Origin of the sequence: Blautia acetica (assembly GCF_038739805.1) — a bacterium.
Taxonomy (GTDB): domain Bacteria; phylum Bacillota; class Clostridia; order Lachnospirales; family Lachnospiraceae; genus Blautia.
The window spans coordinates 58,802-85,173 of the sequence record NZ_JBBEWO010000003.1 but is presented as its reverse complement, the minus strand read 5'-3'; the positions used below and the strand labels follow the sequence as shown (position 1 = coordinate 85,173).

Sequence of the window (26,372 nt, the reverse complement as noted above, 5' to 3'; positions counted from 1 at the left end):
GGTAGATAAAGATGGGTTATCCAAGTGTGTTCCCTACAGGGACAATTTTATACGATAAAGAAAAAGCATGGAACGGGTATACAATCTTCCCTTCCGGAAGAGGCGCTTTGCTGCTTAATATGAACGGCAATGAAGTACAACGCTGGGCAGGTCTTGGGGGCTTCCCAAATAAGATTCTTCCCGGAGGATATGTTATGGGAACCACAGGAACACGTTCCGGAAAATATGCTTATCAGGACCAGATAGATTTGGTACAGGTGGACTGGGAGGGCAAAATTGTGTGGAAATTCCGCAACACGGAGCTGATTGCAGACCCAGGCATGGAAGAACCGGAATATCAGGCAAGACAGCATCACGACTATCAGAGAGAAGGTTCCTCTGTGGGCTATTATTATCCTGGTGGAGAGCCCAGGACAGACGGCGGGAACACCCTTATTTTGACCCATGAAAACGTATACAACCACGAGATTTCAGATAAAAGACTCATTGACGACAAGATTATTGAAGTGGACTGGGAAGGGAATATTCTGTGGAGCTGGAGAGCCAGCGACCATTTTGAAGAAATGGGCTTTGACGAAGCCGCCAAAAACGTTTTGTTCCGCAATCCGGGGCTTCATGAAGAAGCAGGAGGTGACTGGCTGCACTTCAACAGTATGTCAACGCTGGGAGAAAATAAATGGTACGACGCGGGAGATGAACGCTTTCATCCGGACAATATTATTTTTGATGCCAGAAATGCCAATATTCTTGGAATTATCAGCAAGGCGACAGGAGAGGTTGTCTGGAGACTGGGACCGGATTTTAACGAAAGCGAAGCAACCAGAAAACTGGGCTGGATTATCGGGCAGCACCATCTGCACATGATACCAAAAGGTCTTCCGGGAGAAGGAGACTTGCTGGTGTTTGACAACGGCGGGGAAGGCGGTTACGGAAATCCAAATCCCGGTGCGGTAACCGGTGTGAATCATGCCAGAAGAGATTATTCCCGTGTGTTGCAGTTCAATCCGGTCACACTGGAGATTACCTGGCAGTATACGCCTTTGGAAGCGGGATTTCTGCTGTTTACCGATGCTTCCAAGTTTTACAGCTCCTATATCAGCTCCGCACAGAGACTGCCAAACGGAAATACATTGATTACAGAAGGCTCGGACGGACGAATCCTGGAAGTTACTCCGGAACATGAAATTGTATGGGAATATATCAATCCTTATTTCAATAAGCTGGCAGGAAATTTTACCAACAATATGGTTTACCGTGCTTACCGAGTGCCTTATGAGTGGATTCCCCAGTTGGAAAAACCGGAGGAAACGTCTATTCTGCCTCTGGATGTGGAGACTTTCCGGGTGCCGGGTTCACCTGTGGGAAAAGATAATGGGAAAGTAACCATTGTGGAAGGCGTAGACCCTAATAAAAATCCGAAAACAGGCAGTAAGGATGAGGAAGACGAGGATGAGAGAATTGATTTTTGCGTAGCTTCTATTAAAAAGAGTGATTTGACGAAAAAGAAGGAGTAGGGTATGAAGAAGAAAGCATTGGTTTTTATTTTGACAGGAGCAGCAGTACTGGCTCTTTCAGGCTGCGGTGGCACAGAGCAAAAGGTTTCCGGAAGCGGACTGACCACAGTCCGCGCCGCTGTGATGACAAACGGTGCGCAGCACTGGATTGCAGCTGTGGGAGAGGAAGAAGGTATTTTTCAAAAGTATGGGATAAAACTGGAAACATCAGAATTTGCAGCAGGTATTAATACGGTGGATGCCGTTGTAACCGGACAGGCAGATGTGGGAAATCTGGCAGACTACGCGCTGGTAAACCGCATGGGAAGTACACAGGATAAAAATCTTCTTATTCTCAGCCGCATCGGTTCCGGAACCGGGGGCGCCCTTTACGTAGACGGCAGTAAGGTAAAAAGCCTGGAAGACCTGGCAGGACAGCCTTTTGCCACACAGCCGGGAACGGTATGGGACTTCTGGAATGCGAAAACTTATGAAAAAGCAGGCATAGGGGAAACAGAACAAAAACTGGTCAAAGTGGACAGTGCAGCTTCGGCGGTGGCTTTGATGACAACAGGAAAGGCAGCGGCCTTCTGGGCAAGCGGCGCGAATGCGGCAAAGCTGGAGGAAGGCGGACTTGAAAAACTTCTGACGCTGAAGGATTTGGGCCTTACAGTGGATTCCTATTATATTACCACGGCTTCTTTTATCAAAGAGCATGAGGATGTGGCGGAAAACTATCTGAAGGCTTCTAAAGAAACAGTTGACTGGATATATTCCCATGAGGAGGAAGCGGCGGAAGTGGTTTCGGAAAAGCTGGGAACATCAAAGGAACAGTTTCTGTCAGAACTTCAGGATACCAATCTGACCATAGACTATTCTGAAGAAACCAAAAAACATTTGGAGGACATCAAAGCCTGGGCAGTTGCAAAGGGGGATTTTGACGACTATGAACTGTCAGATTTTACAGATTTAGAGCCCCTTCGGGCAGCGCTGCCTGACGCCGAAGCAGCGGAAGAATAAGAAAAGCAATGGGAGGAAACAGGTATGTATATTACATTTGAGCATGTTCATAAAAACTTTGGAGATTTCAAAGCCTCTGATGACGTGTCCTTTGGAATCGAAAAAGGAAAGCTGGTGGCCCTTCTGGGACCCAGCGGAAGCGGCAAAACAACGCTTCTGCGTATGCTTGCCGGATTGGAGAGGCAGGATAGCGGCAACATTTCTATTAACGGGAGGGTTGTCAATGACCTTTCCGTACAGGAAAGAGAAATCAGCTTTGTGTTTCAAAATTATGCATTGTTTCCTTATTATACAGTATACGATAACATTGCTTACGGCATGAAGATTCGCAAAAAAGGGAAAAAGGAAATCAAAACGAAAGTAAAGGAACTGTTGGAGCTTGTAGGACTGCCGGGACTGGAAGACCGCTATCCCAATCAGCTTTCCGGCGGTCAAAGACAGAGGGTGGCTTTTGCCAGGGCTCTGGCCGTAGACCCACAGGTGCTGCTTTTGGACGAACCCTTTGCAGCCATTGACGCCAAGGTACGCAAGGAGCTGCGCCGCTGGTTGAAAGAAATGGTGGAAAAGGTAGGCATTACCAGTATTTTTGTAACCCATGACCAGGACGAGGCTGTGGAGGTGGCAGATGAAATCCTTGTCACCAATGCGGGAAGAGTGGAGCAGATGGGGACTCCCATGGAGATTTACAGAAACCCGCAGACGCCGTTTGTAGCACAGTTTATCGGAGAATCCGTGCTTTTAACGGAGTTTCAGTATGCAAAGCTGAAAGGCTTTTCCCCTTACGAAAATGCTCCCAATGCGGCCATTCGTCCGGAATTTGTAAAGGTCATTCCAAGAGGCGAAAATCCGCCTTATCCCAGTGTATACCAGGAAGGAAGGGTGGAAGACGCAGCCTTTGGAGGAACCTCTGTGGAACTCTCCATTCGCGTGGGCAATCTGACATTAAAGGCAAGAAAGCCCATAGACGAAGGAATCATCAAAAAGGGAGATTTGGTTCAGGTCATGGTATCCCGTCTTTATGTATTTGACCAACAGACAGCCTATACGCTGGTAAACGCTGCTCTGGACAGCAGAGATATGTACTATATTTAAGGAATTTAAGGAGGAATCTGTATGCAGAAGAAAAAAAATGCAGCAAAAGGAGTGGCTGCGAAGATACTGGGAAGCGGTGTGCTGACATGGGTGCTGCTTCTTGCCATTTGGAAAGCAGGTTCGCTTTTTTATCCCCCGGAATTTCTGCCAGGTCCCCTGGAGACCTGGAAAGGAGCTTTTTCTCTGATTTCAGACGGTACACTGGCCGGGGATGTCTGGGTGAGTCTGGGACGTGTACTGAAGGGCTGGGTTTTAGGCGTGGTATTTGCTGTTCCTGTGGGATTGTGCGTGGGCTGCTTTCCCTGGGCAGGCAGAATTTTTGAACCTTTTTTAAATTTCTTCCGGTTTGTTCCTGCCATTGGTTTTATCACCCTGTTTCTGCTGTGGTTCGGAGTGGGAGAGACTTCTAAGGTAGCGCTGATATTTTATGCGGTTATTTTTCCTGTAATGGTCAACACCATAGCCGGGGTACGGTCCGTGGATACCGCATTGCTGGAAGCTGCCGAGTCCCTGGGAGCAAGACGGGCCAAAACCTTTTTTACCGTCATTCTCCCTTCGGCAGTGCCCCATATTTTTACCGGTATCCGTCTGGGACTGGGAAGCGCTATTATCTGTATTGCAGCAGCAGAAATGCTGGCAGCTTCGGAAGGGGTGGGCTATTTGATTTATACATCCCGTTTGTATTACCGCACAGATTGGATTTTTACGGGGATTTTCACCCTGGGGCTCATGGGATTGGCTGCGGATAAACTGCTCCGTATATTGGGAAAGCGGTTTTTATCCAGGTTCGGGGTGCGCTGAAAATCCATTCTTTTCTGATTATCTGAAATTTTTCAGCGCTTCTTCAATAGAACGGCTCATTTCATTTGAAAAGTCAGAATGGTATTTTCGTTTGCAGAAACGCTGTATCCATTCTTCAAAGGAAAGTGTGCCGGTGGCTGTATTCAGACAGGCTTTCAGTGTTGTTTCGTCTGCTCTGTGATAACGGTTTTCCTGTACAATGAAATCCAGCGGCGCTCTTTTGGGCTTTTGGCGGTCTGCCTGCTGCTGTGTGGGGTAACCGAAGACCACCATAATTGCAGGAAAAACATAAGGCGGCAGATTTAGAAGTTCCCGGTGCTTTTCGTAGTGTTCCATAATATCTCCGATGTAACAGGAGCCAATTCCCAGACTTTCGGCAGCAGTCACTGCATTTTGTGCCGCAATGGCGGCATCCTGAACGGCCAGCAGAAATTCTCCTGCAGCAGGCTTTCTGGGAGAACAGCCAAAGAACGAAAAGGCATCATACCATTTTTGATAATCTGCGCAGAAAATCAGCACCATTTTGGCTTTGGCAATAAAAGGCTGGTGGTCGCAGGTTTCGGCAAGAATCTCTTTCAGCCGCTGGTCTGTGATATCCAGAATGGTGTACATTTGTTGGTTCCCCGCTGTGGGGGCCTGGGTGGCAGCAGTGAGAATCTGCTGCTTCTCTTTTGGGGAAATTTCCCGGTCGGTAAAGACGCGGACTGATTTGCGGCTGTGTAAACTTTCCAGAATCGTATTCATACGTTCAAATCCTCCTTATATGTCCGGATATTTCAGAAAAAATTGCCGGATAAATAAATTCAGTCTACCACACAGAAGTGACAGCGTAAAGAGAGAGACAGAAATTCCTATGTAAAATTCGTTGACAAAAATAGTCTGGTATGATATAAAAGTTAATGAAAACTAACTTCTGCAGGGATTTATGGCGGGAAGCGCCGTCTGTTAAAAAAGGCTGCCGCAATTTTGATGTGGCGGCCCTTTCTTTTGAAGACGGTAAGACAAAGCTAACCACGCAGAGGATAAAAAAACGTGTACGGAGGTTTTATGAAGAACATAAAGAGAATTTTCTGGCTGCTTTTGGGGTGTATCAGTATGGGAATCGGTGCAGTTGGCGTAGTGCTGCCTATCCTGCCTACGTTTCCCTTCCTGCTTCTGGCATTGTTTGGTTTTGCCAAAAGCTCTGCCAAAATGGAAAACTGGTTCCGTTCCACCGGGCTTTACCGGAAGCATTTGGAGCCCTTGATGGAGAAGAAAACCATGACCAGAAGGGCAAAAATTACAGTTATGCTGTCCATGACCCTGTTTATGGGAATTGGTTTCTGGTTTATGGACAGTGTGCCTGTGGGACGTGTCATTCTGACCCTTGTCTGGCTGTTTCATATGATTTATTTCACCAAGGGAATCCGTACAGCCGCGGCCGGGGAGGTATAAATGGAGAGGAAAGACAGCGCACAGATAGAATCCAAAAGGCAGAAGGAGCAGGAAATGGTTGGAAAAATGATGGTTCTTTACTGCAAAAGCAAACATGGCAGGAAAGCATTTAAGGAGCGGGGGCTTTGCCCCCAGTGCAGGGAATTGCTGGATTATGCGGAATGGAAAATCAGAAAATGCCCATTTATGGAAGAAAAGACCTTTTGCAGCAACTGCAGAGTGCATTGCTATAAAAAAGAAATGCGTGAGCGTATTCGCCAGGTGATGGTCTTTTCCGGCCCACGGATGCTTTTGTATGCGCCTAAGGCGGCTATCTGGCATGTGATTTGTACATTGAGAGAAAAGAGGAAAATGAAAAATGATTAAAAAACGACTGGTTCATTTGCTGGAAGATTCCAGAAAGTATATTTTCCAGAATGTCTTCTGGCAGTGGTGCGGACTGCTGTTTCAGATTCTGGCAGTTTCAGCCATGGGCATTTTACTGGAAAATCTGGTACAAGGAGAGGTCAGCACCCGGCTTTTGGCAGGAACAGCTCTGGTCTGTGTCTGTTCCATTCTGGTGCGCTTTTTCTGCGAAAAGAAGTCTGCGGAAGCATCCTTTATGGCAAGCGTGGATGTAAAGAGGATTTTAAGAGAAAAGATATACGATAAACTGACACGGCTGGGAAGCTCTTACAGGGAAAAAATTTCTACTTCAGAGGTGGTGCAGCTTTCCGCTGAGGGTGTGGAGCAGCTGGAAACGTATTTCGGAAGGTATCTTCCCCAGTTTTTCTACAGCCTTCTGGCTCCCTTAACCTTATTTGCCGTGCTGTCCTTTATAAATCTGAAGGCCAGTGTTATCCTGCTTGTCTGCGTTCCCCTGATTCCGGTTTCTATTGTGGCAGTGCAGAAATTTGCCAAAAAACTGCTGAATAAATACTGGGGAAGCTATACAGAACTGGGAGACAGCTTTTTAGAAAATCTCCAGGGCTTAACCACTCTGAAAATCTATCAGTCTGATGAAAAAAAGGCAGAGGAAATGGATAAAGAGGCAGAGCAGTTCCGCCGGATTACCATGAAGGTGCTGACGATGCAGTTGAATTCCATCAGCGTTATGGATTTGGTGGCCTACGGCGGTGCAGCGGTGGGGATGATTGTAACTGTGAGGGAATATCTGGCGGGAAATCTGGGATTTGCAGGAGCCTTTACTATCATCCTTCTGGCTTCGGAATTTTTTATTCCTCTTCGTCTGCTGGGCTCTTTTTTCCACATTGCTATGAACGGAATGGCAGCCAGCGACAAAATTTTCCGTCTGTTAGATATGACGGAGGGAGAAGCAGGCAGGGAAGAACTGCCGGAAGGCTCCCTGGATATTTCCTTTGAAAATGTGGAATTTGCGTATGAAAAGGAGAGGAAAATTCTGGATGGCATCAGTCTGCAGATTTCCGGAGGCAGTTTTGTATCCCTGGTAGGAGAATCCGGTTCCGGGAAAAGTACCATTGCCTCTTTGGTAATGGGCAGAAACAGAAACTACCGGGGGAACATTTATATGGGAGGAAAGGCGCTGGCTGATATCAGTGAAAAAAGCCTGATGGAACACATCACCATGGTACGGCACAACAGTTATCTGTTTAAAGGAACCGTGGAAGAAAACCTTCGTATGGGGAATCCGAAAGCCGGCAAAGCGCAGATGGAAGAGGTGCTGCGAAAAGTGAATCTGTGGGATTTCCTGCAGCAGCAGGAAGGGCTTGAAACTTTGCTGTTGGAAAAGGGCAGCAATTTTTCCGGAGGACAGTGCCAGCGTCTGTGCATAGCCAGAGCGCTGCTTCATGAGACCCCGGTGTATATCTTTGATGAGGCGGCCTCCAACATTGATGTGGAGAGCGAAGAAATTATTATGGAAGTCATCCGGGAACTGGCAGAGACAAGGACGGTACTGCTGATTTCCCACAGACTGGCCAATGTAAAAAAATCAGATAGGATTTATGTCTTAAAAGACGGGAAAATTGCAGAAAAAGGAAAGCACTCAGAACTGATGGAAAAACAGGGTGTTTACGAAAACATGTATCAGACCCAGAGAAATCTGGAAAAATACGGACTGCCGAAAGAAGAAAGGGGGAAAACAGCATGAAAAGAAGAAGCGGAATCAAGGTCATGGGACAGTTGATTGGACTGGTAGTTCCTCTGCTCCATGTGATGACAGCAGCCATTTTACTGGGCGTGGCAGGGTTTCTGTGCGCCATTTTCCTCAGCATTTTAGCGGGCAGCGGACTGGTATACGGAATTATGGAAAAAAGCCTGGCAGGTCTTTCTGTGGGAAAACTGTTTGGACTTATGGCCGTATTCGCAGTCTTAAGAGGAATTCTGCACTATGCAGAGCAGGCCTGCAATCATTATATTGCTTTTAAATTGCTGGCTATTATCCGCCATAAGGTTTTTGCGGCCCTTAGAAAGCTGTGTCCTGCAAAACTGGAAGGAAAAGACAAGGGCAATCTGATTTCCATTATCACAAATGATATTGAACTTCTGGAAGTCTTTTATGCCCATACCATTTCCCCCATTGCCATCGGCTTTCTGACTTCTCTGATTATGGTGCTGTTCATTGGACATTACCATGTGTATGCGGGAATCTGGGCGCTGGTTTCCTATCTTCTGGTAGGAGTGGGAGTCCCCCTCTGGAATGGAAGAAAAGGAGCGCAGACCGGAATGGAGTTTCGGACAAAGCTGGGGGATTTAAACAGCTATGTGCTGGATTCTCTGCGGGGATTGGAGGAAACCATACAGTATGGACAGGAAGAAGAGCGGCGAAAAGGCATGGCAGAAAAGTCCATAGAACTGGGAACTCTGCAGAAAAAACTCAGCCGTATGGAGGGCAATACACGGGCGCTTACCAATCTGCTGATTCTTTTAAGCTCCTTTGGCATGCTGTTTTTCACCGTATTTTTATACACGCAGGGAAGCATGGATAAAGAAGCGGTGATTCTCTGCACGATTTCCATGATGGGTTCCTTTGGGCCTGTAGTGGCTCTGGCCAATCTGTCCAACAATCTGAATCAGACTCTGGCAAGCGGAGAGCGGGTGCTTTCTATTTTAGAAGAAACCCCGCAGGTAGAAGAGGTGACAGGGAGAAAAGAGGTGGCCTTTGGGCGGGCGCAGTGTGAACATGTGACTTTTGCCTATGAGGAGGAGGTCATATTAAAGGATTACAGCATCGCACTGGAGAAAGGCCGAATTACCGGAATCCACGGAAAAAGCGGCTCCGGAAAATCCACGCTTTTGAAGCTGTTTATGCGTTTTTGGGATGTGCAGCAGGGGCAGGTGCTGATTTCCGGGAAAAATGTAAAGGAAATCAATACGGCAAACCTGAGAGAAATGGAGTCCTATGTGACTCAGGAAACCTACCTGTTTCACGATTCCGTGGAAAACAATATCAAGGTGGCAAAACCTGACGCCACCAGAGAAGAAGTGATAAAAGCAGCAAAAAAGGCTTCTTTGCACAGTTTTATTGAAAGTCTGCCAAAGGGATATGACACCCCGGTAGGCGAATTGGGAGATACCCTTTCAGGAGGAGAACGGCAGCGTATCGGAATCGCCAGAGCTTTCCTGCATAATGCGCCGTTTTTGATGTTGGACGAACCCACCAGCAATCTGGATTCCTTAAATGAAGGGATTATCCTGAAAGCGCTGCAGGAGGAATGCAGGGAAAAGACAGTAGTGTTGGTGTCCCACCGGCAGTCCACCATGAATATTGCAGATAAAGTATATAAAATGGAAAATGGAAGATTATCCTGACAGAAAGAAAAGAGGCTGTTTCATGAGGCAGCCTCTTTTCGAATGTTACATATGTTTATACACGTCAGCCAGCATATTCAGCAGAAAATTCTGGGAAAAGCGGCTGGTGTCAATGCAGAGCTGGTAGTTTCCCAAATCGTTCCACTTCCGGTCTGTGAAGAACTCGTAGTAGGCTTTTCTGGTTTTATCCATTTTTTTTACCAGGGAGCGGGCGCTCTTTTCTTCACGTCCAAGGCGCTCCATTACATTTTTGACACGCTCTTCATAGGGGGCGTAAACAAAAAGACTCAGACAGTCTTCTCCCAGAATATAGTCTGCACAGCGTCCTACAAGGATACAGTCTTCTTTTGCTGCAAGGTCTTTGATAATCTTAGACTGTGTTTCAAAGAGCACGTCATTCATGGGGTGAAAATGATACTGGGGCTGCATCTGCATTTGTTCGCTGATGGGCAGCCGCCACTGGTTTGCTTTCTTTTCATCTACCTTTAAGAGTTCTTCGTAAGGAATATCGTTTTCCTCACTGGCAAGGCGGATTAATTCCTTATCATAAAAATGAATCCCCAGTTTTTCGGCCAGCGCCCGGCCGAGAAGCCTTCCCCCACTTCCATACATACGGTTAATAGTAATTACACGGTGAGCCATAGAAATACCTCCTTGCTGTATAAAATTCAATCTCTGTTTCTGTAAATATTATAGCACAAATATGCCGAAAATTCCACGGGAAGGTTGATTTTTCGCAGGATTTATATTATATTAGGAACTGTGATGCCGCCGGAAGGCAAGCCGGGGGCAATAGAAAAAGAGGAGAATTGCATATGGAAAATACAAATCGCGGAAAAAAGATGAGTCCGGCGAAGCGAAGAAAGAAGCGTATCCAGAAAGCGTTTCGGATTGCCGGAGAGGTACTGGTTGGAATTCAGATTCTTGCGACACTTGTTTTTATAGGATTTACCTGGAGACTGGGGATGGTTCCTGCGAAGTATCTGGCCGGTATGGCAGGGATCCTTCTGGTATTTGCAGCCCTGCTGTTTACCATGCAGGTGGTTACCCGCGGAAAAGCTATTGTCAGTAAGCTGGTCAGTGTTCTGATGTCAGCGGTGCTGCTTTTTGGTTCAGTCTATATGTATCAGACTCATAATGCAGTAGAAGACATCAGTGGAGACAGCCTGGGCAGGCAGGTCAACAGTATGCTGGTAGTTGTCAGAAACGATGATCCTGCCGAGAAGGTAAAGGACACCAAAGATTATATTTACGGTATTCAGCACGCGGAAGATGCAGAGGACATTGACGCAGCTATGGAGCACGTAGATAAAGACGCCGGGACGGATGTCATGACGGCAGAGTACAAGACTTTAAATGAGCAGGCGGCCGCTTTGTTGGATGGAAGTGTACAGGCCATTGTTTACAATGAAGGCTACGGCGGTATTCTGGAAGAGGTATATGAGGGATACAGCAGCCAGGTGAAAATTATTGCGCAGTACAGCATTGAGACAGAAAGTGATGATAGTCAGCTGGTACAGGGCAAGGCTGCAGAGGTGGATGTCAAAGACGAAACCTTCAATATGTACATTAGTGGTATTGATGTATATGGCCCGGTATCTTCCAAGAGCAGAAGTGATGTGAATATTATTGCTACAGTAAATCCTACCACGAAACAGATTCTTCTGACCAATACACCGAGAGATTACTATGTAACTATCCCGGGCGTCAGCGGAGACAGCAAGGACAAATTAACTCATGCAGGTATTTATGGTGTGGATAAGTCCATGGCAACTTTGGAAAAACTTTACGGTATTGAAATTCCGTTCTACGCCAGAGTCAACTTTACGTCTCTGATTACCATGGTAGACTCCATGGGCGGCATTGATGTGGAATCCGAGTACGCATTTACCACAAACGGAGACGGCGGTGCGGTCATCAACGTACAGCAGGGCACCAATCATTTCAACGGAAAACAGGCTCTGGCTTTTGCAAGAGAGCGTTACAACGTTCCAGGCGGAGACAATCAGAGAGGAAAAGATCAGATGGCAGTTATCCAGGCTATGTTTAAGAAGATGATTACACCGGAAATGCTGGTGAAAGCCCCGAGTCTGATTTCAGAAGTCAGCGACAGCGTGGAAACCAACATGAGCATGGACCAGATTCAGAAGCTGATTCAAAGCCAGTTAAACAGCGGTGGAACTTGGACCATGAAATCTGTGGCAGCGGAAGGTACGGGAGACAGCCAGTATTGTTACTCCATGCCGGGAACTGCATTGTACGTTATGCAGCCGGACCAGACGTCTGTAGACAACATCAAAGCGCTGATGCAGACTGTGAAAGACGGAGGACAGCTTCCGGAATAAATATTTTTGGGAATTTCCAGGAAAATCCGGAAAAACCGGTCTTGGCACACTGGAAAATTCATGCTATAGTATAGAACAGAATAAGAAAGACATTTCTGGCGAAAGCCAGGGACGATATATGATAGAGGTGCAGGTTTCAAGAGTATTCTTCTGCAAGGGCTGGGCGGCCGCAGAAGGAGAAAGGGGAAACTGCCGAAGGAGGGAAATCCGCCCGGGATTTTCCCCCTGGGACGCTGCAGAATATGCAGCGTACTGTCACAATATGTGGAGCGCTATCATCATTGGTCACAGTCATACGTTTATTGGCAAACCATGAGCGCGTTCCCCAAAAGGGAGTATCGTTCATGGTTTTTCTTATGCAACAGGGTTTGATAAGAAAAGGAGAACAAAACGATGACACAAAAAAGAAAAAAAATGATGACGGCCCTTGTCATATTTGCAGCCTTGCTGCTTTTGATGAGTATGACCGTGTTTGCAGCTGCCGAAGAGGCGCCGAAACCCCATATGTATGCTACATTCTGGTCCCTGATTCCCCCAGTGGTGGCTATTGCCCTTGCGTTGATTACAAAGGAAGTGTATAGTTCCCTGTTTGTAGGAATTTTAGTAGGGGCTTTGTTTTCCACAGACTTCCAGTTTGAAGGAACGGTGTTGAAAATCATAGATGAAGGTTTTATCCAGGTACTTTCTGATTCCTCCAATGTGGGAATTCTGATTTTCCTGGTGATTCTGGGAACTATGGTCTGTATGATGAACCGGGCCGGAGGCTCTGCAGCCTTTGGAAAATGGGCCGGAAAGCACATCAAAACCAGAATCGGTGCCCAGATTGCCACCATTATTCTGGGAATCCTGATTTTTGTAGACGATTATTTCAACTGTTTGACTGTGGGAAGTGTAATGCGCCCCGTAACAGACAGGCACAATGTTTCCAAGGCCAAATTTGCTTATCTGATTGATGCAACTGCGGCGCCTATCTGTATCATCGCCCCGATTTCTTCCTGGGCGGCGGCTGTCAGCGGCTTTGTAGAGGGAGAGGACGGACTGGCCATTTTCATGCAGGCTATTCCCTATAACTTTTATGCACTGCTTACTATTTTTATGATGTTTGCCGTGGTGCTCATGCGGGTAGATTTCGGCCCTATGGCCCTGCATGAAGCCAATGCTTTAAAAGGAGATATTTACACTTGCGGGAAGCGTGCGGACGAGGAAGAAAAGACGGTAAAACCAAATCCGAGAGGAAAAGTTACAGACCTGGTAGTTCCCATTGTTTTGCTGATTATCTGTTGTATTACGGGGATGATTTACACGGGCGGCTTCTTTAGCGGAACGGATTTTGTGACTGCTTTTTCACAGAGTGAAGCATCTCTGGCTCTGTCTATCGGAAGCTTTTTTGCCTTTGTTTTCACCGTGATTTTCTATGCGGCAAGGAGAGTGCTGTCTTTCCGTGACTGCATGGACTGCATTCCGGAGGGATTTAAGGCCATGGTGCCGGCGATTCTTATCCTGACTTTTGCATGGACACTGAAAGCTATGACGGACAGTCTGGGCGCAGACGTTTTTGTGGCAACAGCCATGAAATCGGTAGCCGGAGGACTGTTGAATTTCCTGCCGGCAATTATTTTTCTGGTGGGCTGCGCCCTGGCGTTTGCCACAGGAACCTCCTGGGGAACCTTTGGTATTTTAATCCCCATTGTAGTGGCTGTTTTTGAAGGCAAAGACCCGCAGATGATGATTATTTCCATTTCTGCCTGCATGGCCGGCGCTGTGTGCGGAGACCACTGTTCTCCCATTTCCGATACCACCATTATGGCGTCTGCGGGAGCGCAGTGTAATCATGTCAATCATGTGACTACCCAGCTGCCTTATGCGCTGACCGCAGCAGCAGTTTCCTTTGTAACGTATATCATTGCCGGTTTCGTAAAAACGGCGTGGATTGCCCTTCCGGCAGGGATTCTGCTGATGTTGGGAACTCTGCTGGTCATTAAGAAAAAATACGGCAGAAAGACAGCATAGAAAAAGATTTTTAAAGGAAAAGATGGAGTTGTTTTTTTGGACAGCTTCATCTTTTTGTTTTTCTGAAAAGAAAAACAGCAAGATATCTAAAGTTTCCAGCAACATGACCCTAGCAATTTTTGAAAAATTTGTATATTCTAGGAATATAGAGTAAGGCGAACTTGCGAAAGGAGAAAAAACATGAGCGACACAAATTTTAAAGGACGTGTTACCATTCCTACAGATGTGGATGTGGTACCGGAGACACTGGAACTGGTAAAAAGATGGGGCGCAGACGCTATCCGTGACTGTGACGGCACAGACTACCCGGAGGAACTGAAAAACGTTGACGCAAAGGTATATTCCACCTATTACACGACAAGAAAGGACAATGCCTGGGCAAAAGCCAACCCGGAGGAAATCCAGCAGATGTACATTATGACGCCTTTCTACACAGCTGTGGAAAGCGAATTGTCCATTCATCTGATGAACCATTTATACCCGGATATGCTGAAGGTAAATTCCCACGATGATATCACACGCTGGTGGGAAGTCATGGACCGTACCACAGGAGAACCGCTTGAGTCATCCCAGTGGGAGTACAGCGAAGAAACCGGAGACGTGACCATTCACAATGCAAAGGAATTTCATGACTACACCGTCAGTTTCCTGGCTTACATTATGTGGGACCCGGTACATATGTACAATGCTGTGACAAATGGCTGGACAAACTTTGAAAAACAGATTACTTTTGATGTGCGTCAGCCGAAGACAAAAGAATATTCCATGAAACGTCTGCGCAAATTTATTGCAGACAATCCACATGTAGACGTTATCCGTTACACCACCTTCTTCCACCAGTTTACCCTGATTTTCGATGAACTGGCCAGAGAAAAATATGTAGACTGGTACGGATATTCCGCTTCTGTAAGTCCCTACATTCTGGAACAGTTTGAAAAAGAAGTGGGCTATAAATTCCGCCCGGAATTTATCATTGACCAGGGCTATATGAACAATACCTACCGTATTCCTTCCAAAGAATTCCAGGATTTTCAGGCATTCCAGAGAAGAGAAGTTGCCAAACTGGCAAAAGAAATGGTGGACATCACCCACGAGTGCGGCAAAGAAGCCATGATGTTCTTAGGAGACCACTGGATTGGCATGGAGCCCTTCATGGATGAGTTTAAAAACATCGGTTTGGACGCAGTGGTAGGAAGTGTGGGAAATGGTTCGACTCTTCGTCTTATCAGTGATATCAAAGGCGTAAAATACACAGAAGGCCGTTTCCTTCCATACTTTTTCCCGGATACATTCCACGAAGGCGGAGACCCTGTAAAAGAGGCAAAAGTAAACTGGGTAACAGCAAGACGCGCAATTTTAAGAAGCCCTATCGACCGTATCGGCTACGGCGGCTATCTGAAACTGGCGATGGAGTTCCCGGAATTTATCGACTATGTGGAAAGCGTATGCAACGAATTCCGTACTTTATATGAAAACATCAAGGGAACCACTCCATACTGCATCAAGAAAGTGGCTGTATTAAACAGTTGGGGCAAAATGCGTGCATGGGGAAATCACATGGTGCATCATGCCATTTATTACAAACAGAATTATTCTTATGCAGGCATTATCGAAGCGTTAAGCGGCGCACCATTTGACGTACAGTTTATCAGCTTTGACGACATCCGGGAAAATCCGGCAATTCTGGACGATATCGATGTGGTATTAAACGTAGGCGGCGCTTATACGGCTTATACAGGCGGCGAAAACTGGGCAGACGAAACCATTGTAACGGCTGTGAAGAGATTCATTTACAACGGCGGCGGTTTCATCGGTGTAGGGGAACCTACCGCTTACCAGCACGAAGGACGTTTCTTCCAGCTTGCAGGCGTTATGGGTGTGGAAAAAGAGACAGGCTTTACTTTAAACACAGACAAGTACAACTGGGATGAGCATGAGCACTTTATAACAGAAGACTGCAAAGGTGACGTGGACTTCGGAGAAGGACAGAAAGCGATTTACGCTCTGCCGGAAACCACGATTATCAAGCAGACCGATAAAGAAGTACAGATGGCTGTCCATGAATTCGGAAAAGGAAGAAGCGTATACATCAGCGGACTTCCATACAGCTTTGAAAACAGCCGTGTGCTTTACCGCGCCATTATCTGGGCTTCCCATGACGAAGAAAACCTGCATAAATGGTTCTCTGACAACTACAATGTAGAAGTACATGCGTATGTGAAGAATGGAAAATACTGCGTGGTAAACAATACTTATGAACCACAGGATACCACAGTTTACAAAGGCGACGGAAGCAGCTTTGCACTGCATTTGGAAGCGAATGAGATTAAGTGGTATGAAATCTGAGTTTCAGAGGATATGAATATTCTATAGAAAAACGGGGCTGTTTTGTGCGCAGCCCTGTTTTTTATGAATAGGAAGCAGTCGCCTTTTTCCCATCCGGCACATGCCGGGCCATTTTCTTCCTGTATTCATTAGGTGAAATCCCCGCAAATTTCTTAAACGTCTGTGAAAAATAAGACTGAGAGGAAAATCCCGTGATTTCGCCTATTTTGGTAACCGGATAATTGGTGGATTCCAACAGATACCTGGCTTCTTCCACTCTGCGTCCAATCAGGTAATTAATGGGAGAAATCCCTTTGTAGCTTTTAAACGCATGCACCAGGTAATACTTATTAATATGTACCAGAGAACTTAAAAACTCCAAAGTAATGTCCTCTGCATAGTGCTCATTGATATACTGCTCCACCAGCTTACATTCCCGTGTGGTTTTCTGCTGGGGAGCAGTCAGAAGTTCCTGCCTGGTGCTGCGGGCTATAAAGAGCAGTATTAGTTCCAGGAGGTTCTGGCACACCGCTGTATAGTTTAAAGGCTGGCTCTGCACCTCTTTTAACAGCGTGTCCAGATACCGGCGGATTTCCTGTTGACCGGGGGGAAGGGAAAACAGGCTGTAGTCGTAAGGCGTTCCTTTTTGGGCGTAGCCAAACTGTACCCCCTCAATTCCCAGGGCAACATACTCCCAGGGTTTTTCCCGGTTTCCCAGTTCCGTGTGCGGCGTGTTAGGGTTAATAAAAATCAAATCATTTTTCTGAACCGGAATTTTCTTACTGCCAATCTGGAAAAAACCGCTGCCCTTTGTGACAAAAAACAGTTCTGAAAAAGAGTGGGCGTGTTCCATACTGTGCCAGTCCCTGTCCGAAGTAGCGCAGGTGACATATAAAAGCTGGGCCTTGGGGCGGTCCAGATTGTGAAAATCCAGAGAATAACGTTGGTTGCTCATAATCAATAGAAGTTCCTTTTGTTTTTTATAAAGCTATTATAGCGGTTTTGGCAAAAGGAAACAAGGGGGAAGCGTGAAGCTTAGGAACGCAGGTAGGTGCGCATGGCCTTTAAAGCATGTTTTTCCAGACGGCTGACCTGTGCCTGGGAAATGCCGATTTCCTGTGCAACCTCCATTTGCGTGCGTCCCTCATAAAAACGCATTTCAATGATATTTTTTTCCCGGTCATCCAGCCGCTTTAAAGCTTCCTTTAAAGATAAGTCTTCAATCCAGTTATCTTCTTTGTTCTTTTTGTCGCTGATTTGATCCATGACATACAGGGTGTCACCGCCTTCGGTATACACTGGTTCATACAGGCTTACCGGGCTTTGGATGGCATCCAGGGCATAGACGATATCCTCCTTCTCCATGCCGATTTCTTCGGCAATTTCTGTAATCGTGGGCTCTTTCTGGTGCTGCTTTACATAGTTTTCTCTGGCGTAAATGGCTTTGTAGGCCGTGTCCCGCAGGGAGCGGCTGACACGGATAGAATTGTTATCCCGCAGATAGCGGCGGATTTCTCCTATAATCATGGGAACTGCGTAGGTAGAAAACTTTACGTTCAGTGTGGTATCAAAGTTGTCAATGGCCTTGATGAGACCTACACAGCCAATTTGAAACAAATCATCCACATTCTCGCTGCTGTTGGAAAAACGTTTGATTACGCTTAATACCAGCCGCAGATTTCCCTTAATGTACCGTTCTCTCGCTTCCATGTCACCTGTTTTGATACGTGTAAACAACTGTTCCTTTTCCTCATTGGTAAGAACGGGAAGGCGTGCCGTATTGACGCCGCAGATTTCCACTTTGTTGAGTGCCATAGCAAGAATCCTCCAATCATGTAGTTTCAGCATCTACTAAAAAGATTCTCCCAAGAATGAGACAATATACCAAAGCGGGGAAAATTTCATAAAGTTTTAGTCCTTGACAAAGGAGAAAACAGGCTTGTATCCCTGTAAAAGCCATGGTATGCTTTGGGAGAGGTGGACGAAATGAAAATTTTACTTATTGAGGACGACAAGGGACTGCGCACGGGAATTTCCTTTGTGCTTTCCCAGGAAGGCTATGAGGTATGGGAGGCTGGAACAGCCAGAGAAGGTTATGCTCTTTTTAAAAGAGAGCAGCCAAAAGCTGTTTTAATGGACTTAAATCTGCCGGATATGGACGGAATTTTGCTGTGCAGAAAGATACGGGAAAACTCCCGTGTGCCGGTGCTTATGGTGACCGCCAGAGACATGGAGACAGACGAACTTCTGGGGCTGGAAAGCGGGGCGGATGATTATATTACCAAGCCTTTTTCCATAGCCGTACTGAAACTGCGCCTGAAAAAACTGGTGGAAAGAGAAGAAAAAAAGCCGAAAAAAGACAGCCGGGTGAAGTCCGGAAACTTGTGTATGGACACCGATTTTATGAAAATATGGGTGGGAAAAGAAGAAATAGAATGTAGTATGACGGAGTATAAACTGCTGAAATACTTCCTGGAAAACCGGGGACAGGTGCTGACACAAAATCAGATTTTAGAGGCTGTCTGGGACTGCAGAGGACGGTATGTCAATGCCAATACGCTGCAGGTAAATATAGGAAGACTGCGGAAAAAACTGGAGAGTGCAGGCTGCACTTCTTCGGTGAAAACCATTCACGGTATTGGCTATCTGTGGGAGGAGGAAGGATGACAGCAGAAGTATTTGCAGGTATCTGTCTGGGGGCTGCAGCAGTGGGAATTGCTTTGGGGTTGGGAAGTTTTCTATATTACCGGCGTCAGCTTCGAGTGTTTTCAGATGTTTTAAATACCTTTGAAAAGACGGGAGAACTGGTGGAAAAAGAGAGCCGGGAGACCATGGAATCCAAGCTCATCAGCCGCCTGTGCCGGGTATTAAAGCGCAGCAGACAGAAGGAAGAACAGGCGGGAAAAGAGAAACAGGAAATCGCAGAATTGCTTTCTGATATATCTCATCAGCTAAAAACACCTCTGGCCAATATTCTGCTGAATACGGAACTTTTAAAAGAGGGGAAGTTAAGCAGCAGGGACCAGCGGCAGTTTCTGATGCGGAATCAGGAGCAGGCGGAAAAAATGCAGTGGCTCATGAAAACATTAGTAAAAGCCTCCCGGATTGAGCAGGGAATTCTGGTATTTGATACGTTTTTGGCGCCGCTTACAGAAACTCTGGCCAGAAGTATCAGCGCGGTTTATGCCCTGGCAAAGGAAAAACAGATTTCCATAGAAACGGAAAAAGTAGAGGAATGTATGCCTGTCCACAATCCCAAATGGACGGCAGAGGCCATAGGAAATATTCTGGAAAATGCGGTGAAGTACAGTCCAAAAGGCAGCCGTATTTTCATAGAAACAACGATGATGGAGTTGTATGTGCAGGTGAAAATTACGGATGAGGGCCCCGGTATCTGCGAGGCAGAATATAACCGGATTTTCCGTCGGTTTTACCGTGGAAAACAGGCGGAAGAGCAGGAGGGAAGCGGCCTTGGACTGTATCTGGCACAGGTGATTTTACAAAGTGAAAAAGGATATATTACAGTCGCCAAAGGCAGGAGAGGCGGGACATGTTTCTCGGTTTTTCTGTTTCTGGGGTGACAAAGGCGGAAGGAGTTCTGACAGTTTTGTCAGAACTTTTTTGGAAACTGTCAGAGGAATGTCAGATTTTCTCTGTAGAATCAAAGATAGAAAGACAACAGGAGAGGAGTTTGCTCTATGGAAATTTTAAAGACAGAGAATCTGAAAAAATATTATGGAAAAGATACCGGTCGGGTAAAGGCCCTGGACGGGGTGAATTTATCCGTGGAAGAAGGCGAATTTGCAGCTGTGGTGGGAACTTCTGGCAGTGGAAAAAGCACCCTTCTTCACATGCTGGGCGGTCTGGATTATCCTACAGAAGGGAAAGTATTTGTGGGCGGAAAGGACATTTTTTCTCTGAATGAAACCCAGCTTACAATTTTCAGAAGGCGCAACATCGGCTTTGTATTCCAGAACTACAATCTGGTGCCGGTGCTCAATGTGTATGAGAATATCGTACTTCCCATAGAACTGGATGGGGAGGAGCCGGATAAAGCGTATGTGGATGAAATTATCCGCACCTTAGGTATGGAAGAGAAGCGCTACAGCCTGCCGAATCAGCTTTCCGGCGGGCAGCAGCAGAGGGTGGCCATTGCCAGGGCGCTGGCTTCAAAACCCAGTATTTTGCTGGCCGATGAACCGACCGGAAACCTGGACTCGAAGACCTCGCAAGAGGTTCTGGGTCTTTTAAAACTGACCAATTCCAGGTTCTCCCAGACCATCGTCATGATTACTCATTCTGAAACCCTGGCCCAGCTTTGTGACCGGATTATCCGCATTGAGGACGGCAAAATCGTCAAATCCGGGGGTGAGGATTTATGAGGAATAACAACAAAAAAATCATACAGAAGCTTTCCATCAGAACTATGAAGCAGAGCCGTATGCGGAACCTTTTCGCCGTTGCGGCTATCTGTCTGACTACCCTTTTGTTTACCGCCGTTTTTTCCATGGGATTCGGCATGATGCAGATGCTGCAGGAGCAGACCATGCAGGAGGTAGGAGGAAGATTTCACGCAGGTTTAAAAGCCGTGACCATGGAACAGTATGAGAAGATTTCCAAGTCTTCTGAGGTGGATTCGTCGTCCTGGAACATTTTTCTTGGAATAGCAGATAACCTGAAAAAGAGGCAGGGGGAAATCCGTCTGGCAGGAAGCAAAGAAGAGCTGGAGGGGGCTTTTGTAAAGATAAAAGAAGGCGCTTATCCGGAGGAGGAAGACGAGATTCTCATGGATACCATTACCCTGAAGGAACTGAAAATCCCGGCCAGAGTCGGCGAAAAGGTAACGCTTGAATATACCTTTATGGATAAGAACATGAAGCAGGAATTTACTCTTTCCGGCTGGTATGAAGGAAGCGAGATTTCCCATGCCAGTGAACTTTATATTTCAAAGGCATACTGGGAAAAGGTAAAGGGAAATTATACAGAAAAAGACTTTTTAAAACATTATGAAAAAACCGGAGATATGCAGGGACTGGTAAATGGCAATCTGTATTTTCACAATGCCGGAAATATTGAGGATAAGGTTATCCGGGCTATCAAAGAGGCAGGCTATACACCGGAAAATGAGACGAAAATGTCCGGTACAGATACCATTCGCTATGGGGTCAACTGGGCCTATATGACTTCCAGAACAGAGAAGCTGGATATGGAAAGTATGGTTCTGTTTGCGGCAGTTTTCTCTTTGATTCTGGTGACAGGATACCTGATTATCTATAATATTTTTCAGCTTTCCATTCTCCGGGATATCCGGTTTTACGGACTGTTGAAAACCATTGGAACTACGAAAAAGCAGCTGCAGAAACTGGTCTGCCGGCAGGTGTGGAAGCTGTGCGGTGTGGGGATTCCCTTAGGAGTGATGCTGGGGTATTTTCTGGGACAGCTTTTGCTTCCCATGCTGGCAAAAATCAGTACATTCACAGGCAGCGGCAGCTTTTATTTCAACATTTGGATACTGGTGTTCGGCGGTGTGTTCTCTTTGCTGACCGTGTTTGTCAGCTGCCGCAAACCAGTAAAAATTGCAGGAAATGTATCTCCTATAGAGGCAGTGCGCTATACGGAAGGCGGCCTGAAACGAAAACGAATCAAGAAGTCCCAAAAGGGTGCCCAAATTGCCAGAATGGCCTTTTCCAATCTGGGAAGAAACAAAAAGAAAACCGTGTTAGTGATTACCTCGATTTCTCTGAGCGTGATTTTGCTGGAATTGGTTATGACGGTTTTGGGCAGCTTTCGGATAGAACAGTATTTGGAGGAGCGGATAGCAGGAGATTACATGATTGGAAATACCAACTGGACCAGCGCTTCTCTCAGAGTCATGGACTTTCAGATTGATGAAGCTTATGTGCAGGGGGCAGACAGTCAGCAGGGAATTACAGGCGCTTCGGAACTCTGGTATTTGAATTCCGAACATCTTTTGTCCGAAAAAGGGCAGGAGGAATTCCGGAAGCTGGATGAAGAGGGAAAGATAGATACAGGCTCTTATTACAGAGCGAGAGAGGAAGATAAAGAAAAAATGGGCAGGGGAGAAATGGCTCTGAATGAGAACCGCTATGGATATTCAGAATCCATGCTGAAACATTTGAAAGCAATAAAAGGCACCATTGATTTGGGAAAATTCAAAAGCGGAAAGTATGTGATTTTACAGGAGAGTGTCTGCACAGACAATGCGGAAAAGGGCGACAGCTTTTATGAGCCGGGAGATAAACTTGTGCTGCAGACACCCACCTCTCGGACAGAACAGAAAATAGAATATGATGAAAACGGAGAGGCACTGGGGTCTGGTCTTACCAACCTGGAACAAAAAGAGTATGAGGTTATGGCCATCGTGGAAGCCCTTCCAGGCAGTATGAACCTCCATGCGTATTCCATCAATGCCATTACCACCATTCTTCCGCTGGAAGAAATGAAGAAGTGCCCCAAAGCCGTCATGTTTGCAAAATCTTATACCGTGGAGTCAGAGAATGCAGAAGCTTTTGACAGATATCTGAAATACTATACAGAAGAGGAGAACACGTCCATGGGGTATCTGTCCAAAGAAAGTGTGAAAGCAGACTTTTCCGGCATGATTGACGGAGTGTCGGCGGTGGGATACGGGCTTTGTGCCGCAATTGCCATGATTGGAATTCTGAATTTTGCCAATTCGATGCTGACGGGTATTTTGTCCAGACGGCAGGAGCTGGCCGTCATGCAGAGCATTGGCATGACAAAGGAACAGGTACGGAAAATGCTCTTGTGGGAGAGTGGGTATCATCTGTTGATTTCGGGCGTTATCAGTGTGACAGCAGGAAGCATCATCGCCTATTTCGTTGTCAGTGCCCTAAACAATGTAATCATGTGCTTTGCCTATCGCTATACAGCCATTCCGTTTCTGATAATGCTGCCGGTGTTTGCATTGGTGGCAGGAGGAATTTCGCTGGTCGCTTACCGTCAGAGCCAGAAGAAGAGCGTGGTGGAAAGAATGCGGGAGGCGGAATAAAAAATACGGGGCTGTGCCTTCACAAGGCAATCCGAAAGACAGACACATTGGCTGAAAATGCAGCAGTCTTGCGGATTGCCGGCGAAGGAATGCCCCTTGAAAAGGGGATAAATTTAAAAAAATTGAAGTTTTTGAAAAAATTTGAAAAAAGGTGTTGACAATTCATGGAATTTCAGTATATAATAGCAAAGCAGTCAGCGATACGGCTGACACAGAACGGGATCTTAGCTCAGCTGGGAGAGCATCTGCCTTACAAGCAGAGGGTCATAGGTTCGAGCCCTATAGGTCCCATTCTTTTGCTAAAAGACAAAAGAACAAAACATGGCGAGATAGCTCAGTTGGCTAGAGCATACGGTTCATACCCGTAGTGTCGAGGGTTCGAATCCCCCTCTCGCTACTTGTCGAAAGACATAAAATCAAATGGGATCTTAGCTCAGCTGGGAGAGCATCTGCCTTACAAGCAGAGGGTCATAGGTTCGAGCCCTATAGGTCCCATTCTTTTGCCAAAAAACAGAAGAACAGAACATGGCGAGATAGCTCAGTTGGCTAGAGCATACGGTTCATACCCGTAGTGTCGAGGGTTCGAATCCCCCTCTCGCTATTTACTAGGAGAATGCCCTTTTTGCACAAGACGGTTGTGTGGAAAGGGTGTTTTCGCACAAAAAAGAGGCGGAGAATTATGAGGAAGGAACAGCGAAAGAAGCAGTTAAGAAGAAAATTGGCCATAGTGTGTACCTGCTCACTGGCAGGTTTTGCAGCCATATTCGGAGGCATTTCCCTAAAGCGGGAATATGACCAGAGGCAGGAGGAAAAGCTGCGGATAGAAAGGGAAGAAGCGCAGAAAAAGCAGGAAGAGGAAGAACGAAAAGCAGAGGAAAAGAGAAAACTGGAAGAGCGTCTGAATGTAAAAATTGATATGAATATTTACAGTAAGGCGGCTATTGTAAAAGACTTGAAGAATCAGAAGGTGCTGGCGTCTAAAAGCCCGGAGGAGAGGATTTATCCGGCTTCTATGACGAAAATTATGACAGCGTTGGTAGCCATTGAAGAATTCGAGGATTTGGATAAAAGTATTGTGATTCCCGTAGATGAGGTACTGGCCCTGTACGAAAGAGGGGCTTCTATGGCTGGCTTCAAGCCGGGAGAGTCGGTTTCGGTAAGAGACCTTCTGTATGGGTTAATGCTGCCCTCCGGCGCAGACTGCTGTATGGCTCTGGCCTGTGAAATAGCCGGGGATGAGGCGGGATTTGTACAAAAAATGAATGCGAAGGCAAAAGAGCTGGGAATGACAAATACGAACTTTGTCAATGCCTCAGGTCTCCATGATGAGAATCACTATTCTACGGTACAGGACATTCTGGTTTTGCTGGAATACGCTTTAAAGAACGAGACTTTTTATCAGGTCTTTACCACTCGTTCCTATACCACAGCTCCAACCCAGGAGTACCCGGAAGGGATTACCTTTGAAAGTACCATGTATGAGAAAAAAGACAGCCTGGAAGTGACAGACGGCGAAATTTTAGGTGGAAAAACGGGATTTACTTCTGCAGCAGGACTGTGCCTGGCCAGTCTGGCTGAAGTGGAAGGGCAGGAATACATTCTGGTGACTGCCGGTGCAGAGGGAAATCATGATACAGAGCCCTTTCATATTCTGGACGCAGAGAATATATACAGCCAGATTGGGGCAGCAATTGTTGGCGAATAGCGACTTGGTTCACAATCTGATTTTAGGGCTGACGCACGAATCATAGTGCGCAGCCCCTTTTTGCAGTCTTACAGCTTTTTTGTCTTTGCAATACAAGCCCGTACAGCGTCCATGACTGCACTGCGCATGCCTTCCTTTTCCAGCACGTTTACGCCTTCAATGGTGGTTCCGGCAGGTGAGCATACCATATCTTTCAAAGCGCCGGGATGGATTCCTGTTTCCAACACCATTTTTGCACTTCCAAGAACAGCCTGAGAGGCAAATTCATAAGCCTGTTTTCTGGGCATTCCTTCCGCTACAGCCCCGTCTGCAAGGGCTTCAATAAACAGAAAGACAAAAGCGGGAGAACTTCCGCTGACAGCCCCCACAACATCCAGAATCGGTTCTGTCACTACGTCAGCACGTCCGAAAGAGCGCAGCAGGGTCAGCACCTGACGGATTTCATCCGGGGATACAAACAGGTTTGGGCAGACGCCGGTAATGCCTTCTCCCACCAGAGCAGGGGTGTTGGGCATGGTGCGGATGATTTTTTTGTCTGTTCCGAATTTTTCCTGCAGCCAGTCCAGATTTTTTCCGGCGATAATGGAAATCAGAACCTGTCCGTCAGGCAGGCAGTCCCGGATTTCTTCCGCTACATCCCCACAGAACTGGGGTTTGATACAGAGAAAGAGATAATCGGCTTTTTTTGCCACTGCGAGATTATCCGTGGAGCAGGAGATACCCAGAGCGTCCGTGATTTTTTGGGCGGAAACTTCGGATTTTGTGGAGGCGAAAATTTCCTCTTTTTTTACAATTTCTTTTTCCAGAATGCCGGAAATAATGGCGGAGGCCATATTACCGCATCCGATAAAACCTAATGTCATAAAGAACCCTTCCTTTCTGAGATAAAATATACAGGATTTGTTCTATTTTAGCACAGTTTTTTTTGCCGGAGAAGAGATTTCCCGGAAAAAAATAGAGCCTGTTTTCTGAAGGTTCCGGTCTGTACAAAAAGAAGGAAATATACTAAAATAAGACAAAGAACCAAAAGTGAGAAAAAAGGAGTAAGAAAACATGATAAGCAGAGAGATTTTTACGGTGTACCACTGCAAAGCCTGCAACAAAATTGAGGTGAGCCAGTATATTACCAAAGAACAGATGGAGGAATTAGGACTGACAGAAGAAGATTTGAAACCAATCTGTCCCTTTACCGGAAGTTCTGATCTGGAAGAACTGGGACAGCTTGCGGAAAATGAACTGCGTCACTTTGCCTATACGGATGTGGAGGGCGTAAAAAGATATTTGAAAGAAAAGGAAAAAAAGGTGCCGAAACTGTAGTCTTTGTATCCAATCTTTCCCCGTAT

At 46.3% G+C, this 26,372-nt stretch carries 22 protein-coding genes, 4 tRNA genes and 1 riboswitch; of the genes, 21 read left to right on the top strand and 5 right to left on the bottom strand.

Going from position 1 to position 26,372, the window contains the following annotated elements; all coding sequences use genetic code 11:
- Nucleotides 1-11: 11 nt before the first annotated feature.
- Genes WBS51_RS02935 through WBS51_RS02920 form a run of 4 tightly spaced genes read left to right on the top strand, consistent with a single transcriptional unit; the run spans nucleotide 12 to nucleotide 4,406 of the window.
- Nucleotides 12-1,514 carry an aryl-sulfate sulfotransferase gene (locus tag WBS51_RS02935; protein WP_294459166.1) on the top strand — a complete coding sequence of 501 codons (1,503 nt, stop codon included), beginning with the start codon at nucleotides 12-14 and terminating at the stop codon, nucleotides 1,512-1,514.
- A 3-nt stretch (nucleotides 1,515-1,517) separates the two neighbouring features.
- The gene (locus WBS51_RS02930) at nucleotides 1,518-2,513 is read left to right on the top strand and encodes an ABC transporter substrate-binding protein (protein ID WP_173747148.1); all 996 of its coding nucleotides are present in this window, start codon (nucleotides 1,518-1,520) and stop codon (nucleotides 2,511-2,513) included.
- 24 nt (nucleotides 2,514-2,537) lie between these two features.
- Complete coding sequence (locus tag WBS51_RS02925; protein WP_294459164.1) at nucleotides 2,538-3,605, top strand: sulfate/molybdate ABC transporter ATP-binding protein; 1,068 nt, start codon at nucleotides 2,538-2,540, stop codon at nucleotides 3,603-3,605.
- Nucleotides 3,606-3,626: 21 nt separating this feature from the next.
- The gene (locus tag WBS51_RS02920; protein ID WP_173747150.1) at nucleotides 3,627-4,406 is read left to right on the top strand and encodes an ABC transporter permease; all 780 of its coding nucleotides are present in this window, start codon (nucleotides 3,627-3,629) and stop codon (nucleotides 4,404-4,406) included.
- A gap of 18 nt (nucleotides 4,407-4,424) precedes the next feature.
- Here WBS51_RS02920 and WBS51_RS02915 read toward each other — a convergent pair whose 3' ends face one another.
- Entirely contained in the window at nucleotides 4,425-5,150 is a 726-nt protein-coding gene (locus WBS51_RS02915) for a nitroreductase family protein (RefSeq protein ID WP_291683398.1), read from the bottom strand.
- A gap of 303 nt (nucleotides 5,151-5,453) precedes the next feature.
- Here WBS51_RS02915 and WBS51_RS02910 point away from each other — a divergent pair, with 303 nt between their 5' ends.
- From WBS51_RS02910 to WBS51_RS02895, 4 genes are read left to right on the top strand one after another with little or no spacing between them, the layout of a single operon-like run.
- Nucleotides 5,454-5,840 (top strand): YbaN family protein, encoded by a 387-nt coding sequence (locus WBS51_RS02910; protein ID WP_294459161.1) that lies wholly within the window; start codon nucleotides 5,454-5,456, stop codon nucleotides 5,838-5,840.
- Nucleotides 5,841-6,206, top strand: a complete 366-nt coding sequence (locus WBS51_RS02905) for a nitrous oxide-stimulated promoter family protein (RefSeq protein WP_291683397.1) — start codon at nucleotides 5,841-5,843, stop codon at nucleotides 6,204-6,206.
- Nucleotides 6,199-7,950: an ABC transporter ATP-binding protein/permease gene (locus WBS51_RS02900; protein ID WP_173747154.1), complete on the top strand. Its 1,752-nt coding sequence runs from the start codon at nucleotides 6,199-6,201 to the stop codon at nucleotides 7,948-7,950. Before WBS51_RS02905 ends, WBS51_RS02900 begins: the two co-directional genes overlap by 8 nt.
- Complete coding sequence (locus WBS51_RS02895; protein ID WP_173747155.1) at nucleotides 7,947-9,611, top strand: amino acid ABC transporter ATP-binding/permease protein; 1,665 nt, start codon at nucleotides 7,947-7,949, stop codon at nucleotides 9,609-9,611. The genes WBS51_RS02900 and WBS51_RS02895 overlap by 4 nt, the downstream gene beginning before the upstream one ends.
- A gap of 45 nt (nucleotides 9,612-9,656) precedes the next feature.
- Here WBS51_RS02895 and WBS51_RS02890 read toward each other — a convergent pair whose 3' ends face one another.
- Nucleotides 9,657-10,253: a cytidylate kinase-like family protein gene (locus tag WBS51_RS02890; RefSeq protein WP_173747156.1), complete on the bottom strand. Its 597-nt coding sequence runs from the start codon at nucleotides 10,251-10,253 to the stop codon at nucleotides 9,657-9,659.
- 173 nt (nucleotides 10,254-10,426) lie between these two features.
- Here WBS51_RS02890 and WBS51_RS02885 point away from each other — a divergent pair, with 173 nt between their 5' ends.
- From WBS51_RS02885 to gnpA, 3 genes are all read left to right on the top strand, one after another.
- Complete coding sequence (locus tag WBS51_RS02885; protein WP_294459156.1) at nucleotides 10,427-11,956, top strand: LCP family glycopolymer transferase; 1,530 nt, start codon at nucleotides 10,427-10,429, stop codon at nucleotides 11,954-11,956.
- A 114-nt stretch (nucleotides 11,957-12,070) separates the two neighbouring features.
- Nucleotides 12,071-12,239: riboswitch (Lysine riboswitch) on the top strand.
- A gap of 110 nt (nucleotides 12,240-12,349) precedes the next feature.
- The gene (locus tag WBS51_RS02880; protein ID WP_294459154.1) at nucleotides 12,350-13,966 is read left to right on the top strand and encodes a Na+/H+ antiporter NhaC family protein; all 1,617 of its coding nucleotides are present in this window, start codon (nucleotides 12,350-12,352) and stop codon (nucleotides 13,964-13,966) included.
- 180 nt (nucleotides 13,967-14,146) lie between these two features.
- Nucleotides 14,147-16,312, top strand: a complete 2,166-nt coding sequence (gene gnpA / locus WBS51_RS02875; protein ID WP_291683393.1) for a 1,3-beta-galactosyl-N-acetylhexosamine phosphorylase — start codon at nucleotides 14,147-14,149, stop codon at nucleotides 16,310-16,312.
- A gap of 61 nt (nucleotides 16,313-16,373) precedes the next feature.
- Here the strand turns inward: gnpA and WBS51_RS02870 are convergent, their stop codons facing one another.
- Together WBS51_RS02870 and sigG are read right to left on the bottom strand one after the other, a co-directional pair.
- Nucleotides 16,374-17,246, bottom strand: a complete 873-nt coding sequence (locus WBS51_RS02870) for an AraC family transcriptional regulator (protein ID WP_294459149.1) — start codon at nucleotides 17,244-17,246, stop codon at nucleotides 16,374-16,376.
- 80 nt (nucleotides 17,247-17,326) lie between these two features.
- Nucleotides 17,327-18,106, bottom strand: coding sequence for an RNA polymerase sporulation sigma factor SigG (sigG, locus tag WBS51_RS02865; RefSeq protein ID WP_173747162.1), 780 nt, complete (start codon nucleotides 18,104-18,106; stop codon nucleotides 17,327-17,329).
- A 171-nt stretch (nucleotides 18,107-18,277) separates the two neighbouring features.
- Here sigG and WBS51_RS02860 point away from each other — a divergent pair, with 171 nt between their 5' ends.
- The 9 genes from WBS51_RS02860 to WBS51_RS02820 all read left to right on the top strand — a co-directional run bounded on the left by WBS51_RS02860 (nucleotide 18,278) and on the right by WBS51_RS02820 (nucleotide 25,029).
- The gene (locus tag WBS51_RS02860) at nucleotides 18,278-18,958 is read left to right on the top strand and encodes a response regulator transcription factor (RefSeq protein ID WP_173747163.1); all 681 of its coding nucleotides are present in this window, start codon (nucleotides 18,278-18,280) and stop codon (nucleotides 18,956-18,958) included.
- Nucleotides 18,955-19,872, top strand: a complete 918-nt coding sequence (locus tag WBS51_RS02855; protein ID WP_173747164.1) for a sensor histidine kinase — start codon at nucleotides 18,955-18,957, stop codon at nucleotides 19,870-19,872. Before WBS51_RS02860 ends, WBS51_RS02855 begins: the two co-directional genes overlap by 4 nt.
- Nucleotides 19,873-19,989: 117 nt before the next feature.
- A complete protein-coding gene (locus WBS51_RS02850) occupies nucleotides 19,990-20,673 on the top strand; it encodes an ABC transporter ATP-binding protein (RefSeq protein WP_294459145.1) in 684 nt (227 codons plus the stop codon).
- Complete coding sequence (locus WBS51_RS02845) at nucleotides 20,670-23,324, top strand: ABC transporter permease (RefSeq protein WP_294459142.1); 2,655 nt, start codon at nucleotides 20,670-20,672, stop codon at nucleotides 23,322-23,324. Before WBS51_RS02850 ends, WBS51_RS02845 begins: the two co-directional genes overlap by 4 nt.
- A 218-nt stretch (nucleotides 23,325-23,542) precedes the next feature.
- A tRNA-Val gene (locus WBS51_RS02840) sits at nucleotides 23,543-23,615 on the top strand.
- 32 nt (nucleotides 23,616-23,647) lie between these two features.
- Nucleotides 23,648-23,721 (top strand) — tRNA-Met (locus tag WBS51_RS02835).
- Nucleotides 23,722-23,746: 25 nt separating this feature from the next.
- Nucleotides 23,747-23,819: transfer RNA gene (locus WBS51_RS02830), tRNA-Val, on the top strand.
- Between the two features lie 32 nt (nucleotides 23,820-23,851).
- A tRNA-Met gene (locus tag WBS51_RS02825) sits at nucleotides 23,852-23,925 on the top strand.
- A gap of 78 nt (nucleotides 23,926-24,003) precedes the next feature.
- Nucleotides 24,004-25,029: a D-alanyl-D-alanine carboxypeptidase family protein gene (locus WBS51_RS02820; protein ID WP_173747167.1), complete on the top strand. Its 1,026-nt coding sequence runs from the start codon at nucleotides 24,004-24,006 to the stop codon at nucleotides 25,027-25,029.
- Between the two features lie 68 nt (nucleotides 25,030-25,097).
- Here WBS51_RS02820 and proC read toward each other — a convergent pair whose 3' ends face one another.
- Nucleotides 25,098-25,892 carry a pyrroline-5-carboxylate reductase gene (proC, locus tag WBS51_RS02815; RefSeq protein ID WP_342694040.1) on the bottom strand — a complete coding sequence of 265 codons (795 nt, stop codon included), beginning with the start codon at nucleotides 25,890-25,892 and terminating at the stop codon, nucleotides 25,098-25,100.
- Between the two features lie 190 nt (nucleotides 25,893-26,082).
- Here proC and WBS51_RS02810 point away from each other — a divergent pair, with 190 nt between their 5' ends.
- Nucleotides 26,083-26,346, top strand: coding sequence for a toxin PIN (locus tag WBS51_RS02810; protein WP_180211069.1), 264 nt, complete (start codon nucleotides 26,083-26,085; stop codon nucleotides 26,344-26,346).
- Nucleotides 26,347-26,372: the final 26 nt, after the last annotated feature.

Bases quoted from the DNA above. Each gene is read 5' to 3' on its own strand.
- WBS51_RS02910 (WP_294459161.1), top strand. From the start codon at position 5,454: ATGAAGAACATAAAGAGAATTTTCTGGCTGCTTTTGGGGTGTATCAGT.
- WBS51_RS02820 (WP_173747167.1), top strand. From the start codon at position 24,004: ATGAGGAAGGAACAGCGAAAGAAGCAGTTAAGAAGAAAATTGGCCATA.
- WBS51_RS02880 (WP_294459154.1), top strand. From the start codon at position 12,350: ATGACACAAAAAAGAAAAAAAATGATGACGGCCCTTGTCATATTTGCA.
- WBS51_RS02890 (WP_173747156.1), bottom strand. From the start codon at position 10,253: ATGGCTCACCGTGTAATTACTATTAACCGTATGTATGGAAGTGGGGGA.
- WBS51_RS02885 (WP_294459156.1), top strand. From the start codon at position 10,427: ATGGAAAATACAAATCGCGGAAAAAAGATGAGTCCGGCGAAGCGAAGA.
- WBS51_RS02845 (WP_294459142.1), top strand. From the start codon at position 20,670: ATGAGGAATAACAACAAAAAAATCATACAGAAGCTTTCCATCAGAACT.
- sigG (WP_173747162.1), bottom strand. From the start codon at position 18,106: ATGGCACTCAACAAAGTGGAAATCTGCGGCGTCAATACGGCACGCCTT.
- WBS51_RS02870 (WP_294459149.1), bottom strand. From the start codon at position 17,246: ATGAGCAACCAACGTTATTCTCTGGATTTTCACAATCTGGACCGCCCC.
- WBS51_RS02930 (WP_173747148.1), top strand. From the start codon at position 1,518: ATGAAGAAGAAAGCATTGGTTTTTATTTTGACAGGAGCAGCAGTACTG.
- WBS51_RS02915 (WP_291683398.1), bottom strand. From the start codon at position 5,150: ATGAATACGATTCTGGAAAGTTTACACAGCCGCAAATCAGTCCGCGTC.
- WBS51_RS02905 (WP_291683397.1), top strand. From the start codon at position 5,841: ATGGAGAGGAAAGACAGCGCACAGATAGAATCCAAAAGGCAGAAGGAG.
- WBS51_RS02925 (WP_294459164.1), top strand. From the start codon at position 2,538: ATGTATATTACATTTGAGCATGTTCATAAAAACTTTGGAGATTTCAAA.
- WBS51_RS02900 (WP_173747154.1), top strand. From the start codon at position 6,199: ATGATTAAAAAACGACTGGTTCATTTGCTGGAAGATTCCAGAAAGTAT.
- WBS51_RS02810 (WP_180211069.1), top strand. From the start codon at position 26,083: ATGATAAGCAGAGAGATTTTTACGGTGTACCACTGCAAAGCCTGCAAC.
- WBS51_RS02895 (WP_173747155.1), top strand. From the start codon at position 7,947: ATGAAAAGAAGAAGCGGAATCAAGGTCATGGGACAGTTGATTGGACTG.
- WBS51_RS02850 (WP_294459145.1), top strand. From the start codon at position 19,990: ATGGAAATTTTAAAGACAGAGAATCTGAAAAAATATTATGGAAAAGAT.
- WBS51_RS02860 (WP_173747163.1), top strand. From the start codon at position 18,278: ATGAAAATTTTACTTATTGAGGACGACAAGGGACTGCGCACGGGAATT.
- WBS51_RS02935 (WP_294459166.1), top strand. From the start codon at position 12: ATGGGTTATCCAAGTGTGTTCCCTACAGGGACAATTTTATACGATAAA.
- proC (WP_342694040.1), bottom strand. From the start codon at position 25,892: ATGACATTAGGTTTTATCGGATGCGGTAATATGGCCTCCGCCATTATT.
- gnpA (WP_291683393.1), top strand. From the start codon at position 14,147: ATGAGCGACACAAATTTTAAAGGACGTGTTACCATTCCTACAGATGTG.
- WBS51_RS02855 (WP_173747164.1), top strand. From the start codon at position 18,955: ATGACAGCAGAAGTATTTGCAGGTATCTGTCTGGGGGCTGCAGCAGTG.
- WBS51_RS02920 (WP_173747150.1), top strand. From the start codon at position 3,627: ATGCAGAAGAAAAAAAATGCAGCAAAAGGAGTGGCTGCGAAGATACTG.